Genomic DNA, 15,187 nt, shown 5'->3' on the forward strand with positions numbered 1-15,187 from the left:
GCCCCCACAGGCTCTCGCCTGCGAAGACCCTTCGCACCGTCGGGACGACAGGATTTGAACCTGCGACCCCTTGACCCCCAGTCAAGTGCGCTACCAAGCTGCGCCACGTCCCGATGCGCTTCCTCGCGGCAGAACCGCGTGATCGCGCAAACAGAACACTACCCCACACCCGGTGCTGCTTCGAAGGTGGCGTGGGGCGAGGGACAATCGGTGCATGAGCAGTGCTTCTGACGACAGGCGGGACCGGGACACCGAGGGGCGGGCGCGCAACGCGCGGCCCCGGGACGGGCTCGGGCGGCCCCTGCCGTACGGGACCGACGGGGTGGAGCGGCAGCCCGAAGGGGTGGTGCGCGCGCCCGAGGAGACGGTCGTCGAGGCGCAGGCGCTGCTGGCGGCGGGCAAACCGTTCCACGCGCACGAGGTGTTCGAGGACGCGTGGAAGTCGGGCCCCGACGAGGAGCGGGCTCTGTGGCGCGGGCTGGCCCAGCTCGCGGTGGGGCTCACGCACGCGGCCCGGGGGAACGTGACGGGCGGGGCGCGCTTGCTGCGGCGGGGCGCCGGGGCGGTCGAGCAGTGGGCGGCGGAGGCCGGGCGGTCTCGGCCGTACGGGCTTGAGCTGGCCGGACTGGCCGCGTGGGCGCGGGAGTTGGCGGGCACGGTGGAGAAGGACGGGGCGGCCGTGGACGCGGAGGTGTGGGCGCCGCGGCTGCGGGGCGGCGGGGCCTGACAGCGGTTCAGGACCGGGCCGGCCCTCCTGCGTCGGACGCGGTGACGGGGCTGTCGGTGGCGTGGGGCAGACTCGGGGTGTGCGAAAGATTCATGTCATCGGCATCGGGGCGGGCGATCCCGACCAACTGACCCTGCAGGCGGTCAAAGCGCTGAGGAGCACGGACGTGTTCTTCATCCTCGACAAGGGCGAGGCCAAGTCGGACCTCGTCCAGTTGCGCCGTGACATTCTCGACGCGCATCTGCCGGACGGGGCGTACCGCCTGGTGGAGGCGCGCGATCCGGAGCGGGACCGGGCCGCCGGGGGCGCGGGCTACTCCCCCGCCGTCGGCGACTGGCGCAGTGCGCGGGCCGACATCTACGAACGGCTGATCACCGAGGAACTGGGCGAGGACGAGAGCGGAGCGTTCCTCGTCTGGGGCGACCCCTCCTTGTACGACAGCACGCTGGGGATTCTGGAGGAGATCCTCGACCGGGGCGCGGTCTCCTTCGAACACGACGTGGTGCCGGGCATCAGCAGCGTCTCGGCGCTGGTCGCCCGCCACCGCACCGGGCTCAACCGCGTGGCCCGGCCCGTCCAGATCACCACGGGCCGCCGGCTCGCCCAGGGCTTCCCTCAGGACGTCGACGACGTGGTGGTCATGCTCGACGCCCACCAGACGTTCCAGCGGTACGCCGACCAGGACATCGACATCTACTGGGGCGCCTACATCGGCACGCCCGACGAGATCCTGGCCTCCGGCCCCCTCGCGGAGACGGCCCCGCGCATCGCCGAACTGCGCGAGCGGGCCCGCGACCGCAAGGGCTGGATCATGGACACATACCTGCTGCGCAGGCACCCCCGGGCCTAGACCGCGCCCCAAAGGGGCGCGGGGAACTGCGCGACCAGCCACGGCGGACCCGCGGCCGACGCACCGGACTTCCCGCGGTGGTGCGTGACAGGGGTGGGACGCCGAGCACCACACCGCTGGCCCCGCACCACCGCGGCAGCGGCCCGCCCCCGTGCGGACGGCCCCGCATGCACCCGCCACCACCCGGTGTGAAGCTGACCGGTGTGACGACCACCGACACCGCCGAGCCGCCGTCCGGGGCTCAGGCTGCCCCCGCGCAGCCGCCCGTGCTGGACAAGCGCCGCCGCAACGTCGTCTTCGTGACGATCATGCTCGGCATGCTGCTGGCCGCGCTGGACCAGACGATCGTGGGCACGGCCCTGCCGACGATCGTGTCGGACCTCGGCGGTGCGGAGCACATGTCGTGGGTGGTCACGAGCTATCTGCTCGCGGAGACCGTCGCGACCGTGCTGGTCGGCAAGTTCGGTGACCTGTTCGGCCGCAAGGTGGTCTTCCAGGCGTCGGCGATCATCTTCATCACCGGCTCGTTCCTCTGCGGCCTCGCCTCGAACATGACGCTGCTGATCGTCTGGCGGGGCGTGCAGGGCATCGGCGCGGGCGGTCTGATGGTCACCGCGATGGCCCTGATCGCCGATGTGATCCCGCTGCGCGAGCGCGGCAAGTACCAGGGCGCCATCGGTGCCGTCTTCGGTGTCGCCACCGTCATCGGCCCGCTGCTCGGCGGCCTCTTCACCGACCACCTCACCTGGCGCTGGTGCTTCTACGTCAACGTCCCCATCGCGATCCTCGTGGTCGTGGCCGCGGCCCGCACGATCCCGGTGGTGAAGTCGCCCTCCCGCCCGGTCATCGACTACCTGGGCATCGCTTTCGTGGCCGTGGGCGCCAGCGCCCTGATCCTGGCGACGAGCTGGGGCGGCAACGAGTACGCCTGGAGCTCGCCGGTCATCATCGGTCTCTTCGCGGGCGGCGTCGTCGCCCTCGCGGCGTTCTGCTGGGTGGAGACCCGCGCGGCCCAGCCCATGCTGCCGATGCGGCTGTTCGGCAACCCCGTCTTCACGGTCTGCTCGATCCTCAGTTTCATCGTGGGCTTCGCGATGCTCGGCGCAATGACGTTCCTGCCGACGTTCCTGCAATACGTGGACGGCGACTCGGCCACGATCTCCGGCGTCCGCACCCTGCCCATGGTCATCGGGCTGCTCATCGCGTCGGTGTTCAGCGGCAACGTGGTCAGCAAGACCGGCCACTACCGCGTCTTCCCCATCGTCGGGTCCCTCGTCATGGGCGTCGGCCTGTTTCTGCTGTCCATGATGGGCCCGGGCACCAGCACCTGGCTCGCGTCGTTCTACATGTTCGTCCTGGGCACCGGCATCGGCCTGTGCATGCAGGTGCTGACCATCGCCGTGCAGAACACCGTCGAGTACACCGACCTGGGCACCGCGACGTCCGGGGTGACCTTCTTCCGTACGCTGGGCAGTTCGTTCGGCACCGCGGTGTTCGGCACGATCTACACGAACACACTGAAGCCCCAGCTCGCGGACGGTGTCGCGGAGGCGGCCCGGACGAGCGGGACCGACCCCGCGACTCTCATGAAGGCCGCGACCAGTCCCGAGGGGCTGCACGGACTGCCGTCGGCGACCGCCGCCCCCATCGTGGAGGCGTACGCCGACACGCTCCAGACCGTCTTCCTGTGGACCGTACCGGTGACGCTGACCGGGTTCGTGGTCGCGCTGTTCCTCAAGCAGGTGCAGCTGCGCGACAGCGCCCGGATGGGGTCCACGGACCTGGGCGAGGGCTTCGGTACCCCCTCCCCGGCCGACAACCAGCGGCGTCTGGAGGCCGTGGTCGGAAAGATCATCGGCGGTACGAGTCCGGACGCCATGCGCCGGCTCGTCACCGAGTCCGACACCCGTCTCGACATCGCGGGCGCCTGGGCCGTGATGCAGGTCGAGCTGTTCACCCGGATGGTCGGCCACGCGAGCCTCAGCCTGATCGCCACCCGCCGCCACATGCCTCCGGAGGTCCTGGTCCCGGTCTTCCAGCGCATGGTCGAGGAGGGCTACCTCACGCGCGACGGCACCCTCTTCTCCCACACCGAGGCAGGCGACCGCGAGGCCCACGTCATCGGCAAGGCCTTGGCCACCGCGCTCGCCGAACGCGTCGAACAGGACATCGGCCGCCCCTCCGGCGCGGACCTCCGCGCCGCCGTCGACACCATCGCCAAGCGTCTCCTGGTCGAGGACCTGACCCACGACATCCTGACGGAGGACCGCCCCAAGTCCCTGGCGGCGGCCACGACGGAGACCTGACGAGCACGCCGCCCGAGCGGCCCTACCCCGCCCCGAAGCCCAGCCGGGCCAGCACCGACGCCACATCCGGTTCGGCTCGTACCCCCTGCGGGAGGGGAGGGCGGTGTACGACCACGACCGGCAGTCCCAGTGCGCGGGCGGCCGTCAGTTTGGCCGAGGTGGCCGAGCCGCCGCTGTCCTTGGTGACCAGGACGTCGATGCGGTGCTCGCGCAGGAGGGCCGTCTCGGACTCCACCGTGAACGGGCCGCGCGACAGCAGGACTTCGGTGTGGCGCGGCATCGGCGGCTCGGGGGGCTCCACCGAGCGTACGAGGTAGTGCAGTTCGGGCTCCCGGGCGAAGGCCGCGAGGCCCAGGCGGCCCGTCGTGAGGAAGACGCGCCGGCCCAGGGGCGGGAGCAGGGCGGCGGCTTCGGCGAGGGAGGCCGCCGGGTGCCAGCGGTCGCCGGGGGCGGGGGTCCAGCCCGGGCGGCGCAGGACGACGGCCGGGACACCGGTGACCGCCGCGGCCCGTGCCGCGTTCTCGGTGATGCCCGTCGCGAAGGGGTGCGTGGCGTCGACGACGATGTCCACCTGCTCGGCGCGCAGCCACTGAGCGAGACCCTCCGGCCCGCCGAACCCCCCGACGCGTACGTCCCCGTCCAGGGCCCCCGGCCGGGACACGCGGCCCGCGAGCGACGAGGTCACGCGCACACCGGGGCGGGCCGCGAGCGAGGCGGCCAGTTCACGCGCCTCGGTGGTCCCGCCGAGGACCAGGACATGCGGGGACATGGCATCGAGCGTACGGGGCGGACTCCCTCGCCCGATCCGCCCGTCCGTCCTCCGTCCCGGCCGCTGTCAGCCCAGGGCCCGGTCCAGGTTGAACGCCGCGCTGATCAGGGAGAGGTGGGTGAAGGCCTGCGGGAAATTGCCCTGCTGTTCGCCGGTGTGGCTGATCTCCTCGGCGTACAGGCCGAGATGGTTGGCGTAGGTGAGCATCTTCTCGAAAGCCAGCCGCGCCTCGTCGAGCCGTCCGGCCCGGGTCAGGGCCTCGACGTACCAGAAGGAGCAGATCGAGAAGGTGCCCTCCTCGCCGCGCAGGCCGTCGGGGCTCGCGTTCGGGTCGTAGCGGTAGACCAGCGAGTCGGAGACCAGGTCCTCGGTGAGCGCGTCGAGGGTGGAGAGCCACTTCGGGTCGGTCGGCGAGATGAACTTGGCGAGGGGCATCATCAGCACCGCGGCGTCCAGGACGTCGTCGTCCTCGTGCTGGACGAACGCCTGGCGCGCCGGTGACCAGCAGCGTTTCATGATCCGCCGGTAGATCGTGTCGCGGGCGTCGCGCCAGCGCACGATGTCCGCGGGCAGGCCGCGGCGGGTGGCCAGCCTGATGGCCCGCTCGATCGCCACCCAGCACATGAGCCGGGAGTAGAGGAAGTTCTTGCGGCCGCCGCGGGTCTCCCAGACGCCCTCGTCGGGCTGGTCCCAGTGTTCGCAGACCCAGTCGACCAGTCCGCAGATGTCGTCCCACTGGTCGCTGGAGATCGGCTGGGCCCACTTGTCGTAGAGGTAGACCGAGTCGATGAGCGCTCCGTAGATGTCGAGCTGGAGCTGGTCGGACGCCGCGTTGCCGACCCGGACGGGGGCCGAGCCCTGGTATCCCTCCAGGTGGGGCAGTTCCCGCTCGGGCAGGTCGGTGCGGCCGTCGATGCCGTACATGATCTGCACCGGGCCCCCGGGGTGGCCGTCGCCCGGGGTGATGTACTTGGCCGCGAAGGCCATGAAGGACTCGGCCTCGGTGGTGAAACCCAGCCTCAGCAGCGCGTACACGCAGAAGGCGGCGTCGCGCACCCACACGTACCGGTAGTCCCAGTTGCGCTCGCCGCCGAGCTGTTCGGGCAGGCTGGTCGTGGCCGCGGCCACGATCGCGCCGGTCGGCGCGTAGGTGAGCAGTTTGAGGGTGAGTGCGGAGCGGTGCACCATCTCCCGCCACCGGCCGCGGTACTGGGAGGAGGTCAGCCAGTGCCGCCAGAAGGCCACCGTGGCGGCGAACAGGTCCTCGGCCTCGGCGCGCGGGCAGCGGCGGGGCGCGATGTCGCCGCTGACCTGGTCGAGGGCGAACACCGCGGACTCGCCCTCCTGGAGCTTGAAGTCCACGCGCGCGTCGAGCCCGTCGCATTCGAGCGGCTCCGTGGCGGTCAGCGCGAGGGACAGGCCCGCCGACTCGAAGATCACCATGTCGTCGTGGGTCCGTGCGGTGTGCGGCTGGGCTCCGTACTCGAACCGGGGGGCCACCCGCGCGCGGAAGGGGATCGAGCCGCGTACGCACAGCACGCGGCGGATGAGCCGGTGCCGGTCCGCCTCGGTCTCGTCGCCGTCCACCGGCATGAAGTCCTGGATCTCACCCACGCCGTCCTCGGTGAAGAAGCGGGTGACCAGGACGTTGGTGTCGGGGAAGTAGAACTGCTTGGTCCTGGCAGGCACGGCGGCCGCCAGCTCGAAGGAGCCGCCCCGGTCGGCGTCGAGGATCGAGGCGAAGACGCTGGGCGCGTCGAAGGACGGACAGCAGTACCAGTCGATCGTGCCGTTCGTGCCCACCAGGGCCACGCTGCGCAGATCGCCGATCAGACCGTGCTCGGCGATCGGCAGATAGCGGGCGGATGCCGGTGGATCCTCGTGACCGGACGCCTCGGACATGGCCGCAGCCTCCCTGCCCCGGGAACACACTGTTGACGCCTTCCAGCGTAGGCGCTCCGCTGGGTTTGCGGTTCGTTTTTGCCGCGAGCCGGTGGGGGCTGGTCGCGCCCCGCGGCGGAGCCGCAGATCGATACAGCCCCGCGCCCCTTAAGGGGCGCGGTCTTGCGGCCGGGTGGGGACGCGATGAGATCAGCGTAGGAGCAGCTGTGCTCCGCCCACCACCGTCGCCGCGATCACCAGCTGTTCGAAGAGGCGCTGATTGATCCGGTTCACGGCCCATTTGCCGATGAACGCCCCCGGTACGACGAAGGCGGCGAGGGCCGCGTCCAGCAGCAGCGAGTTGCCGTCGATGAGGCCGAGGCCGACGCTGAAGGGGACCTTGGAGACGTTGACGATCAGGAAGAAGAAGGCGGAGGTCCCCAGGAAGCCGAGCTTCCGGAAGCCTGCGGAGAGCAGGTACATCGACATCACCGGGCCGCCCGCGTTGGCGACCATCGTGGTGAAGCCGCCCAGCACGCCGTACGAACGGGCCTTGATGCGCCCGGTCCGCGTGGCCACGGAGTCGGGTTCCTCCTCAGCCTCCGTCTTGCGGCGGCGCCAGATGGTGACCCCGGCCATCAGCAGCAGGATCGCCCCGATCGACGTCCGTACGATCTGGTCGTCGGCCCACATCAGGAACACCGTGCCGACGATCACTCCCGCGGCGACCGCCGGGAACAGTTTCCACAGCGTCGGCCAGTGGGCGTGCCGCCGGTAGGTGAGCACGGCGAGCACGTCGCCGACGATGAGGATCGGCAGCAGGACTCCGGTCGACGCCCGGGCGGGCAGCACGGCCGCGAAGATGGCGAGGCTGACGGTGTTGGCTCCGCTGACGGCTGTCTTGGAGAAGCCGACGAGCAGGGCCGCGGCGGCGAGCGCGGCGAACTCCCACAGGGATATGTGCCAGAGGGTCATCGTGTTCATGCGGAGACCGATGCTATGCCCACGTATCCCGTCGCGTCAGGACCGTCTCGACAGGTGGCCCCTGCCGCCGACGCCGGTCGCGCGCTGTGGACCGCTCCCCCGCCCCCTGGAAAGATCGCCCTCGACCCTTCGCCGACGCCGATGGAGTCTCAATGACGAAGTCAAGCCGCCTGCGTGACCGGCGGAGCGGAGGTGAACACCCGTCCGTCACGCAGCAGAGCCCACAACACACTCGCTCGTCGGCGGGCCAGGGCGATGACGGCCTGGACGTGTTTGCAGCCCTCGCCCCGCTTCTTGAGGTAGAAGTCCCGGTTCGGTCCCTCGCGGATGATGCTGGTCTGCGCGGACATGTAGAACACCCGTCGCAGGCGGCGGCTGTAGCGTTTGGGCCGGTGAAGGTTGCCGGTGCGCCGGCCGGAGTCACGCGGGACGGGCACCAGCCCGGCCGCCGACGCCAGGTGGCCGGCGTCGGCGTAGGCCGACAAGTCGCCGGCGGACACGACGAACTCGGCCCCGAGTATCGGGCCCATCCCGGGCAGGGATTCGATGATCTCCGCCTGCGGGTGACCGCGGAACGTGTCGCGGATCTGCTTGTCGATCCGCTTGAGCCGGTCGTCCAGGGCCAGGATCTGCCCGGCCAGGTCGGCCACGATCTGCGCGGCGACGTCCTCGCCGGGCAGCGCGGTCTGCTGGGCTTGTGCCGCCTCCAGTGCGGTCGCGGCGACCTCGTCGGCGCTGCGCACGCTGCGGTTGGCCAGCCAGGCTGTCAGCCTCGCCCGGCCGCGGCGGCGGATGGCGGCCGGGGTCTGGTAACCCGTCAGCAGGACCAGCGCGCCTTTGTGCGAGCTGTAGTCGAAGGCCCGCTCCAGCGCGGGGAAGACGCCGGTCAGCACATCGCGCAGGCGGTTGATCATCCGCACGCGGTCGGCCACCAGGTCGGAGCGGTGGGCGGTCAGCAGCGCGAGGTCGGCGGCCAGCTGGGCGGGCACGTCGATGGCGGTGAAGTCGTTGCGGTGGCGGGCGGTCTCGGCGATGACGTAGGCGTCGCGGGCGTCGGTCTTCGCCTCACCCCGGTAGGCACCCGACATGCGGTTGACCGTGCGGCCAGGCACGTAGACGGCCCGCTGGCCGTGGGCCGCGAGCAGGGCCAACAGCAGAGCCGAGGACGTGCCGGAGATGTCCACCGCCCAGTGAACCTCGTCCGCCAGATCGAGGATCTCGCCGAGCGCGGCCAGGATCGCCGACTCGTCGTTGTCGATCTTCTTCGACCACAACGTGGCGCCGGTCTCATCGACCACAGCCGCCCAGTGGTGGCCCTTGCCCGCGTCGACACCGGCCCAGAGCTGGGCCCTCCGCTTGCTCACTCGCCCTCCTCGCGCCGTTCGGCATGCCGTCGGCCCGAGGAACACCCCGCTGTCATCTCCGTAATCAGCGACCGCACGAAGCGCGCACATCTCAATCAGCAGCCAGGGCGCCCCGGAGAGCCGGGCGGCCACTCCTTCGAAGCCACTGAAGGCAAGAACCCATAAGCCACACCCGGCCCTCCCGGGCCGCCTAACAACTTACGGAGGACCCATGGCCGACTCCCGCGAGCACACCCTCACGGGCACCCGGGGCACGATCACCGCACGCGAGTGGCCACGGGAGCGGCCGCGGTACGTGGCGCTGCTGGTGCACGGCTACGGGGAGCACATCGGCCGGTACGAGTACGTGGCCGACGTGCTGCACGGGCACGGCGCGGCCGTGTTCGGCCCCGACCACATGGGGCACGGGAAGTCGGCGGGCGAGCGGGTGCTGGTCGAGGACTTCGAGGACGTGGTGAGCGACGTCCACGCCGTGGAGAGGCTGGCCCGGGCCGCCCATCCGGACGTACCGGTCGTGCTGATCGGCCACTCCATGGGCGGCCTCATCGCCGCGCGACACGCCCAGCGGTACGGGGACGGGCTCGCCGCGCTCGTCCTCTCCGGGCCGGTCATCGGCAGCTGGGACCTGCTGCCCCAGTTGCTCGCGCTCGATCCGCTTCCCGACATCCCCATCGACCCGACGACGCTCTCGCGCGACCCGTCGGTCGGTGCGGCGTACGCGGCGGATCCGCTGGTCTGGCACGGACCGTTCAAGCGCCCCACCCTGGAGGCGTTCGTACGCACTCTGGAGACCATCGCCAAGAGCGGTGACGTGGGTGCGCTGCCGTTGCTCTGGCTGCACGGGGACGACGACCGGATCGTGCCGCTGCCCGCCAGCCGCGCGGGCATCGAGGAACTGCGCGGGGCCGACTGGACCGAGCGCGTGTACGCGGGCGCGCAGCACGAGGTGTTCAACGAGACGAACAAGGACACGGTCCTCGCGGACGTGACCGCCTTCGTGAACCGGTTCCTCGCCGACTGAGGGCGGACGGGCCCCGCGTCCTCGAAATCGGGTGTTTTCGCTGATCCGCCGTGGGCACCCGGCCCCGCATGGAGTGGTTGCGGCGAGCGGCCTGCGCGGAGGAGGACCCAGAACTGTTCTTCCCCGTGGGTTCGGTCGGCCCCGCACGGCACGACATCGCCGCCGCCAAGCGCGTCTGCGCCCGTTGTCCGGTGGCCGGCCAGTGCCTGGCGTGGGCGCTCTCCACCGGGCAGACCTCCGGTGTGTGGGGCGGCACGGGCGAGGAAGAGCGCGCCGCACTGCTCCGCAAGGTCCGCCGCCGGAAAACATCGCAAACGTCAAGGAGAAGTGCACCATGACCGTGGTGAAGAGCACCCTGTCCGAGTCTGCTCGTCAGGTCGTCGGGGAGGCCCTGCAGGGCACTCTGGTGGATCTGCTGGGGCTCTCGCTCATCGGCAAGCAGGCCCACTGGAACATTGTGGGCCCGCGGTTCCGCTCGATCCATCTACAGCTCGACGAGGTCGTCGACACGGCCCGTACGTACGCCGACACCGTGGCCGAGCGCGCGGCGACGCTCGGTGTGCCGCCCGACGGCCGGCCCGAGACGGTCGCAACGACGGCCGTCCCGCAGGGCCCGAAGGAGGGCTGGGTCCAGGACACCGAGGTCGTCGGCGTGCTCGTCGAGGCGCTGGAGACGACCATCGGACTGCTGCGGGAGCGGATCACCGCGACCGCCGAGCCCGACCCCGTCACCCAGGACCTGCTGATCGGTCTGACGGCGGAGCTGGAGAAGCACCGCTGGATGTTCCAGGCCGAGGACTGGCCGCGCACCTGAGGTCCGCGGGCGTGCGCGGCACAACAGCGCACGCAGGCCACGTATGCCTCGTAGTCCTCGTAGGCAGGGACGAGCGCACGACCGAAAGGGGTACGTCATGACCGACGCCCTCGAACTCGACGCGCTGTGGGACGAGTTCCACCGCGCGGTGAACATGACCTCGCAGGAGCTGGCCGCGTGGCTGCGGGTGAGCGACGCCTCCGAGGAGACGGAACCGCTGCCGGAGCACGCGGGTTCGCCCACCGGTCAGCATGTGCTGGCCATCCTCCAGAAGCGCCGCACCGACCTCACCGACGACGACCTCGACGTGATGTACGAGGTCGTGGACACCGTCACGGCCGAGACGGAGCCGGAGGGCGAAGGGTTGGCCGGTTCCGGCGCCGAGGAGACACAGCGCCGGCATCGGCTGATGGCGTTGGGCCACGACCCGCTCAAGCCGCCCTCCTAGAGCGGCGGGCTTCCCCAGGCTTCCCCTCCCAGGCTTCCCCTCGCGGGGCCCGGGAAAGGCATTCGAAGATCCGGTGACCGGTGGCACACTGCTCGCACACATCGATGAGCAGAGGAGCGCCGCATGACGGGGACAGAGCCTTCCGCGCACCGGATCGACACCAGCAGGCCACATCCCGCACGGGTGTACGACTGGCTCATCGGCGGCAAGGACAACTACCCGGTCGACGAGCAACTCGGCCTTCAGATGCTGGCGTTGGAGCCGCATGCCAGGCACTCCGCGCTCAACAACCGCTGGTTCATGCACCGTGCCACGCGGTGGCTGGTCCAGGAGGCTGGCATCCGTCAGTTCCTCGACATCGGCGCGGGTATACCGACGGAGCCCAACCTCCACCAGATAGCGCAGACCGCGGCGCCCGACGCGCGGATCGTGTACGTCGACAACGACCCCATCGTGCTGGCCCACGCCGCGGCGCTGCTGCACGGCGCTCCCGAGGGGGTGACGGAGTACGTCCAGGCGGATGTGCGCGACACGGGCAAGATCCTTGAACAGGCCAGGGCCGTCCTCGACTTCGACCGGCCCGTCGCGCTGTCGCTGGTCGCGCTGCTGCACTTCGTCGCCGACGAGGACGGGGCGTACGACCTGGTCGGCAGCCTGGTCGAGGCGCTGCCGGCCGGGAGTTGCCTCGTGTTGTCGATGATCACCGGGGACTACGACCCGGAGAACATGGAGCGCGCGGTGCGGTCGTACGCGGCGGGCGGCGTCAGGCTCGTGGCCCGTTCGCACGCCGAAGTGACCCGATTCTTCACGGGACTCGAACTGGTCGAGCCGGGGGTCGTCCCCCTGCCGGAATGGCATCCGGAACTCGCGGCGGGCGAGCGGCTCAAGGGCGAGGCGCCGGTGCCGCTGTACGCGGGTGTGGGGTTCAAGACGCCCTGAGCCGCCTCTTGAGCGCGGCGACAGCACCCTCGCTCACCGCAGCAACCACCCTCCGTCCACGCCGAGGTTGACGCCGTTGACCGCTCCGTTGCGCAGCAGGAAGTCCACCGCGTCGACGACGTCCCGCATGCGCGCGAGCCGTCCCGTGGGCGTCTGAACGCGGATGTTCTCCAGCACTTCCGGGGGCTTGCCCGCCCAGAAGGGGCTGTCGCCGACGATGCCCGGGTGGACGGCGTTGACGCGGATCGGGGCGAGTTCGCTCGCGAGGGTGCGCACCAGGCCCGTGACGCCCGCGTTCACCGTGGCGACGGTCGTGGCGCCCGGATAGGGCCGTTCCTTGGCCTGCCCGCCGAAGATCACTACGGCGCTCTCCCCGGTCATCCGGGGCAGCAGCGTGTGGACGACCTCGGTGTAGCCGACGAGCTTGAGGGTGACGAGGTGCAGTGCTGCGTCGATGTCGTAGTCGGTGACGCTGTTCTGGTCGCGGGAGATGCCCGCGAGGACGAGGTGGTCGACGTGCTCGACACCGGCCAGCGCGGCCGCGATCTCCCTGGGCCGGGACAGGTCCAGTGCCAGCCCGTGCGCACCGATCTCCTTGGCGGCCGTGTCGGCGCGGTGGGCGTCGCGGCCGGTGAGTACGACCTCGTCGCCCCTTTCCGCGCGGGTGCGGGCGAACTCGCGGCCGATGCCAGCCGTACCGCCGATGACGACAACACTGCTCATGGCCCCTCCCCCGGCACGTCACGGCTCACGGACTTCCCCTCCGGTGCTTGCTGGCTCACGGCTTCTTCTCCCCTTCTTCTGCTCCCAGCACGTCGCGCAGATGGACCCAGTCGCGGGCGAAGCGGTAGGAGTGGCGCGACGGCGGCTGCGGTGCCTGTGTCTCCAGCCAACGCACCGGTCCCGTACCGGCGTTGGTGAAGCCGTGGACGCAACCGGCGCCAGCCCAGGCGGCGTCGCCCACGCCGAGGCGGTACTGCTCGCCGTCGAAGGCGGCGTCCACGGTTCCCTCGACGATGAGATAGGTCTCCTCGAAGGGGTGGTCGTGCGCGCCCGCGACGCCGTCAGCCGCGTACTGCACCATGAACATCGTCGAGGCCACCGCGCCCAGGTCGGCGTCCACCATCATCTTCACGGTGATCCCGCTGTAGACGAGCAGCGCGGTGCGCATGCTGGCCGACACGGCGAGGAGGTCCTGGGACTGCTTGCCGGGGTCCATCTGGGCGGCCTCGAAGTGGCCGAACGAGCGGGTGCGCGGGTCGCGGACGTCGATCCGGACCGGCTCGCGGAACGACTCGCGGTCCGTCAGCGCGGGCACCGCCCGGGTGTCGTGTCCGTAGCGCGCCCTCGGCACCGGTGCGAGCATGTCCGCCCAGCGTGCGGGGGTGTCCCCGGCCCCGCGCCAGGCGTGCGGCACGCCCGTCGGCAGCAGCCCGTAGTCGCCTTCTTCGAGGAGGTACGAGCCCTCGGGCGTATCGAGGATCACCGTCCCGGCGAGCAGGTGGAAGGACTCCTCGTACGAGTGGACGTGGGCCCCGATCCCCCCGTCCGGTGTCAGTTCGCAGACGCCGAAGCCCGTGTGTACGGAGCCGTCCTCCTCGCCGACCACGGTCCGCCGTGTGAATCCCGTGCTCCCGTACGGCAGTTGGAGCGGGGCGGCGAACGTGGCGTCCGCCGCCCGCCGGATCACGTGGTGCGTCATGCCTGCTGCTTCCCACGTGCCTCGACCGCTGCCGCGAGGCGGTCGCGGGACTCCTCGACCAGGCGCCGCGCCCGTCCGACGTCGGCGAGCAGCCTGCCGTCGCGCTTGCGGACCACGCCGTCGACGATGACGGTGTCGACGTTGGACACGTCCGCGCTCAGCGTCACGGCGGCCACCGGGTCGATGAGCGGCGCGACGTTGAGCGCGGTCGCGTCGATCGCGACGACGTCGGCGCGCTTGCCGGGGGTCAGTGAACCGGTGCGGTGCTCAAGTCCCGCGACATGCGCGCCGTTGACCGTCGCGATCTCCAGCATCTGACGTGCCGTCAACATCGTTTCGGGGACCGGGATGTCGGCCTGCCAGCACTCGGCGTTCACCCGGGCCCGCTCGGCGCCGAAGGCCGCGCGGATCTGGGTGAACATGTCGCCGGGCACGGTGGTGACCACGTCGATGCTCAGGGACGGCCGCAGCCCGTGCTCGATGGCCTTCATCACGGGCGGCCAGCCGTGCCCCATCTGGGTCTCCACCTGCGGTGCGATGGAGACCGTGCCGCCGCTGTCGGCGACCATCCGCCACTCCTCCTCGCTGAAGTAGCAGCAGTGCACATAGGTGGTGTCGGAGCCGAGCAGCCCGAGTTCGTGCAGTTGCTTGACCATTCCGAAGCGGCCGGCGAGCCGTCCCATGCCGACGTGCACGGTGATGGGGATGCCCAGTTCGCGTGCGAGGCGCCACTCGGCCTCGACGACATCGTTGATGCAGAAGCCGGGGCCACGGGTGGCGAGGCCCATGGTCAACAGCCCGTCGTCCGACGCGAAGTGACGGTCCCTCACCCGGCGTACGTCGTCCCCCGGAATCGAGATCTTGCTCTCGTACCAGTAGTCGGCGAGCGAGGTGTTGGCGCTGCCGTACGCGTACTGGGCGCGGATGCCGGTCTCGCCGAGTGCCTGGACCGCGGCGTCCGGATGCTCGGGGGTGTTGTTGATGTGGGACCAGTCGACGAGGGTGGTGATCCCGGCGTTCAGGCACTCCAGCGAGCCGGCCAGGTTGCCCGCGTACACGTCCTCGGGTGTGTAGACGGGCGCGAAGGTGTCGAGGACCTCCACGAAGTAGTCGTCGAGGGTGGCGTTGGGCGCGCAGCCGCGGATGGGCGCCTCCCAGGTGTGGCGGTGGGTGTCGACGAAGCCGGGCACGAGGATGCGGCCCGTCATGTCGAGCACCTCGGCGTCCGCGCTGATGTCGCGGTCGACCGCCACGATCTTTCCGTCCTCGATGAGGACGTCACCGCCGGGCAGGTCCCCGATGTCGGGGTCCATCGAGATCACGTGGCCCGAGCGCAGGAGCATCCGATTCGTCATCGCCCTACTCGCCTCTCTCCTTGCCGA

15 protein-coding genes and 1 tRNA gene are annotated in these 15,187 nt (G+C 70.7%); 8 read left to right on the top strand and 8 right to left on the bottom strand.

Features of this window, described 5'->3' with window-relative positions:
- Nucleotides 1-39 precede the first annotated feature (39 nt).
- A tRNA-Pro gene (locus QF035_RS09020) sits at nt 40-113 on the bottom strand.
- Between the two features lie 101 nt (nt 114-214).
- On the opposite strand from QF035_RS09020, the gene QF035_RS09025 reads away from it, so the two are divergent.
- The 3 genes from QF035_RS09025 to QF035_RS09035 all read left to right on the top strand — a co-directional run bounded on the left by QF035_RS09025 (nt 215) and on the right by QF035_RS09035 (nt 3,883).
- A complete protein-coding gene (locus tag QF035_RS09025; protein WP_307519476.1) occupies nt 215-727 on the top strand; it encodes a DUF309 domain-containing protein in 513 nt (170 codons plus the stop codon).
- Between the two features lie 79 nt (nt 728-806).
- The gene (gene cobF / locus QF035_RS09030) at nt 807-1,577 is read left to right on the top strand and encodes a precorrin-6A synthase (deacetylating) (protein WP_307519477.1); all 771 of its coding nucleotides are present in this window, start codon (nt 807-809) and stop codon (nt 1,575-1,577) included.
- Between the two features lie 203 nt (nt 1,578-1,780).
- Nucleotides 1,781-3,883 (top strand): MDR family MFS transporter, encoded by a 2,103-nt coding sequence (locus tag QF035_RS09035; protein WP_307519478.1) that lies wholly within the window; start codon nt 1,781-1,783, stop codon nt 3,881-3,883.
- Between the two features lie 22 nt (nt 3,884-3,905).
- Here the strand turns inward: QF035_RS09035 and QF035_RS09040 are convergent, their stop codons facing one another.
- The 4 genes from QF035_RS09040 to QF035_RS09055 all read right to left on the bottom strand — a co-directional run bounded on the left by QF035_RS09040 (nt 3,906) and on the right by QF035_RS09055 (nt 8,881).
- Nucleotides 3,906-4,652: a cobalt-precorrin-6A reductase gene (locus QF035_RS09040; protein WP_307519479.1), complete on the bottom strand. Its 747-nt coding sequence runs from the start codon at nt 4,650-4,652 to the stop codon at nt 3,906-3,908.
- A gap of 66 nt (nt 4,653-4,718) precedes the next feature.
- Nucleotides 4,719-6,554: a glycoside hydrolase family 15 protein gene (locus QF035_RS09045; protein WP_307519480.1), complete on the bottom strand. Its 1,836-nt coding sequence runs from the start codon at nt 6,552-6,554 to the stop codon at nt 4,719-4,721.
- A gap of 189 nt (nt 6,555-6,743) precedes the next feature.
- Nucleotides 6,744-7,517, bottom strand: a complete 774-nt coding sequence (locus QF035_RS09050; RefSeq protein ID WP_307519481.1) for a sulfite exporter TauE/SafE family protein — start codon at nt 7,515-7,517, stop codon at nt 6,744-6,746.
- 161 nt (nt 7,518-7,678) lie between these two features.
- The gene (locus QF035_RS09055) at nt 7,679-8,881 is read right to left on the bottom strand and encodes an IS110 family transposase (protein ID WP_307519482.1); all 1,203 of its coding nucleotides are present in this window, start codon (nt 8,879-8,881) and stop codon (nt 7,679-7,681) included.
- A 211-nt stretch (nt 8,882-9,092) separates the two neighbouring features.
- On the opposite strand from QF035_RS09055, the gene QF035_RS09060 reads away from it, so the two are divergent.
- The 5 genes from QF035_RS09060 to QF035_RS09080 all read left to right on the top strand — a co-directional run bounded on the left by QF035_RS09060 (nt 9,093) and on the right by QF035_RS09080 (nt 12,103).
- A complete protein-coding gene (locus QF035_RS09060) occupies nt 9,093-9,902 on the top strand; it encodes an alpha/beta hydrolase (RefSeq protein WP_307519483.1) in 810 nt (269 codons plus the stop codon).
- 68 nt (nt 9,903-9,970) lie between these two features.
- Nucleotides 9,971-10,240 carry a WhiB family transcriptional regulator gene (locus tag QF035_RS09065; RefSeq protein ID WP_307530994.1) on the top strand — a complete coding sequence of 90 codons (270 nt, stop codon included), beginning with the start codon at nt 9,971-9,973 and terminating at the stop codon, nt 10,238-10,240.
- The gene (locus QF035_RS09070) at nt 10,237-10,716 is read left to right on the top strand and encodes a Dps family protein (protein ID WP_307519484.1); all 480 of its coding nucleotides are present in this window, start codon (nt 10,237-10,239) and stop codon (nt 10,714-10,716) included. The genes QF035_RS09065 and QF035_RS09070 overlap by 4 nt, the downstream gene beginning before the upstream one ends.
- A gap of 97 nt (nt 10,717-10,813) precedes the next feature.
- On the top strand, nt 10,814-11,164 hold the full coding sequence (locus QF035_RS09075; RefSeq protein ID WP_307519486.1) for a DUF3140 domain-containing protein: 351 nt from the start codon (nt 10,814-10,816) through the stop codon (nt 11,162-11,164).
- Between the two features lie 123 nt (nt 11,165-11,287).
- Nucleotides 11,288-12,103: an SAM-dependent methyltransferase gene (locus QF035_RS09080; RefSeq protein WP_307519487.1), complete on the top strand. Its 816-nt coding sequence runs from the start codon at nt 11,288-11,290 to the stop codon at nt 12,101-12,103.
- 33 nt (nt 12,104-12,136) lie between these two features.
- Here the strand turns inward: QF035_RS09080 and QF035_RS09085 are convergent, their stop codons facing one another.
- Genes QF035_RS09085 through QF035_RS09095 form a run of 3 tightly spaced genes read right to left on the bottom strand, consistent with a single transcriptional unit; the run spans nt 12,137 to nt 15,160 of the window.
- Nucleotides 12,137-12,826 (bottom strand): SDR family NAD(P)-dependent oxidoreductase, encoded by a 690-nt coding sequence (locus QF035_RS09085; RefSeq protein ID WP_307519488.1) that lies wholly within the window; start codon nt 12,824-12,826, stop codon nt 12,137-12,139.
- A 55-nt stretch (nt 12,827-12,881) separates the two neighbouring features.
- Complete coding sequence (locus QF035_RS09090; protein WP_307519489.1) at nt 12,882-13,805, bottom strand: cupin domain-containing protein; 924 nt, start codon at nt 13,803-13,805, stop codon at nt 12,882-12,884.
- Nucleotides 13,802-15,160, bottom strand: a complete 1,359-nt coding sequence (locus tag QF035_RS09095) for an amidohydrolase family protein (protein ID WP_307519491.1) — start codon at nt 15,158-15,160, stop codon at nt 13,802-13,804. Before QF035_RS09095 ends, QF035_RS09090 begins: the two co-directional genes overlap by 4 nt.
- Nucleotides 15,161-15,187: the final 27 nt, after the last annotated feature.

This window comes from Streptomyces umbrinus, assembly GCF_030817415.1.
Classification (GTDB): domain Bacteria; phylum Actinomycetota; class Actinomycetes; order Streptomycetales; family Streptomycetaceae; genus Streptomyces; species Streptomyces umbrinus_A.

Excerpts from the sequence above, each read along its gene's own strand:
- QF035_RS09045 (WP_307519480.1), bottom strand. The coding sequence starts at position 6,554 with ATGTCCGAGGCGTCCGGTCACGAGGATCCACCGGCATCCGCCCGCTAT.
- QF035_RS09075 (WP_307519486.1), top strand. The coding sequence starts at position 10,814 with ATGACCGACGCCCTCGAACTCGACGCGCTGTGGGACGAGTTCCACCGC.
- QF035_RS09065 (WP_307530994.1), top strand. The coding sequence starts at position 9,971 with ATGGAGTGGTTGCGGCGAGCGGCCTGCGCGGAGGAGGACCCAGAACTG.
- QF035_RS09070 (WP_307519484.1), top strand. The coding sequence starts at position 10,237 with ATGACCGTGGTGAAGAGCACCCTGTCCGAGTCTGCTCGTCAGGTCGTC.
- QF035_RS09090 (WP_307519489.1), bottom strand. The coding sequence starts at position 13,805 with ATGACGCACCACGTGATCCGGCGGGCGGCGGACGCCACGTTCGCCGCC.
- QF035_RS09080 (WP_307519487.1), top strand. The coding sequence starts at position 11,288 with ATGACGGGGACAGAGCCTTCCGCGCACCGGATCGACACCAGCAGGCCA.
- QF035_RS09060 (WP_307519483.1), top strand. The coding sequence starts at position 9,093 with ATGGCCGACTCCCGCGAGCACACCCTCACGGGCACCCGGGGCACGATC.
- QF035_RS09085 (WP_307519488.1), bottom strand. The coding sequence starts at position 12,826 with ATGAGCAGTGTTGTCGTCATCGGCGGTACGGCTGGCATCGGCCGCGAG.
- QF035_RS09040 (WP_307519479.1), bottom strand. The coding sequence starts at position 4,652 with ATGTCCCCGCATGTCCTGGTCCTCGGCGGGACCACCGAGGCGCGTGAA.
- QF035_RS09025 (WP_307519476.1), top strand. The coding sequence starts at position 215 with ATGAGCAGTGCTTCTGACGACAGGCGGGACCGGGACACCGAGGGGCGG.
- QF035_RS09050 (WP_307519481.1), bottom strand. The coding sequence starts at position 7,517 with ATGAACACGATGACCCTCTGGCACATATCCCTGTGGGAGTTCGCCGCG.
- QF035_RS09095 (WP_307519491.1), bottom strand. The coding sequence starts at position 15,160 with ATGACGAATCGGATGCTCCTGCGCTCGGGCCACGTGATCTCGATGGAC.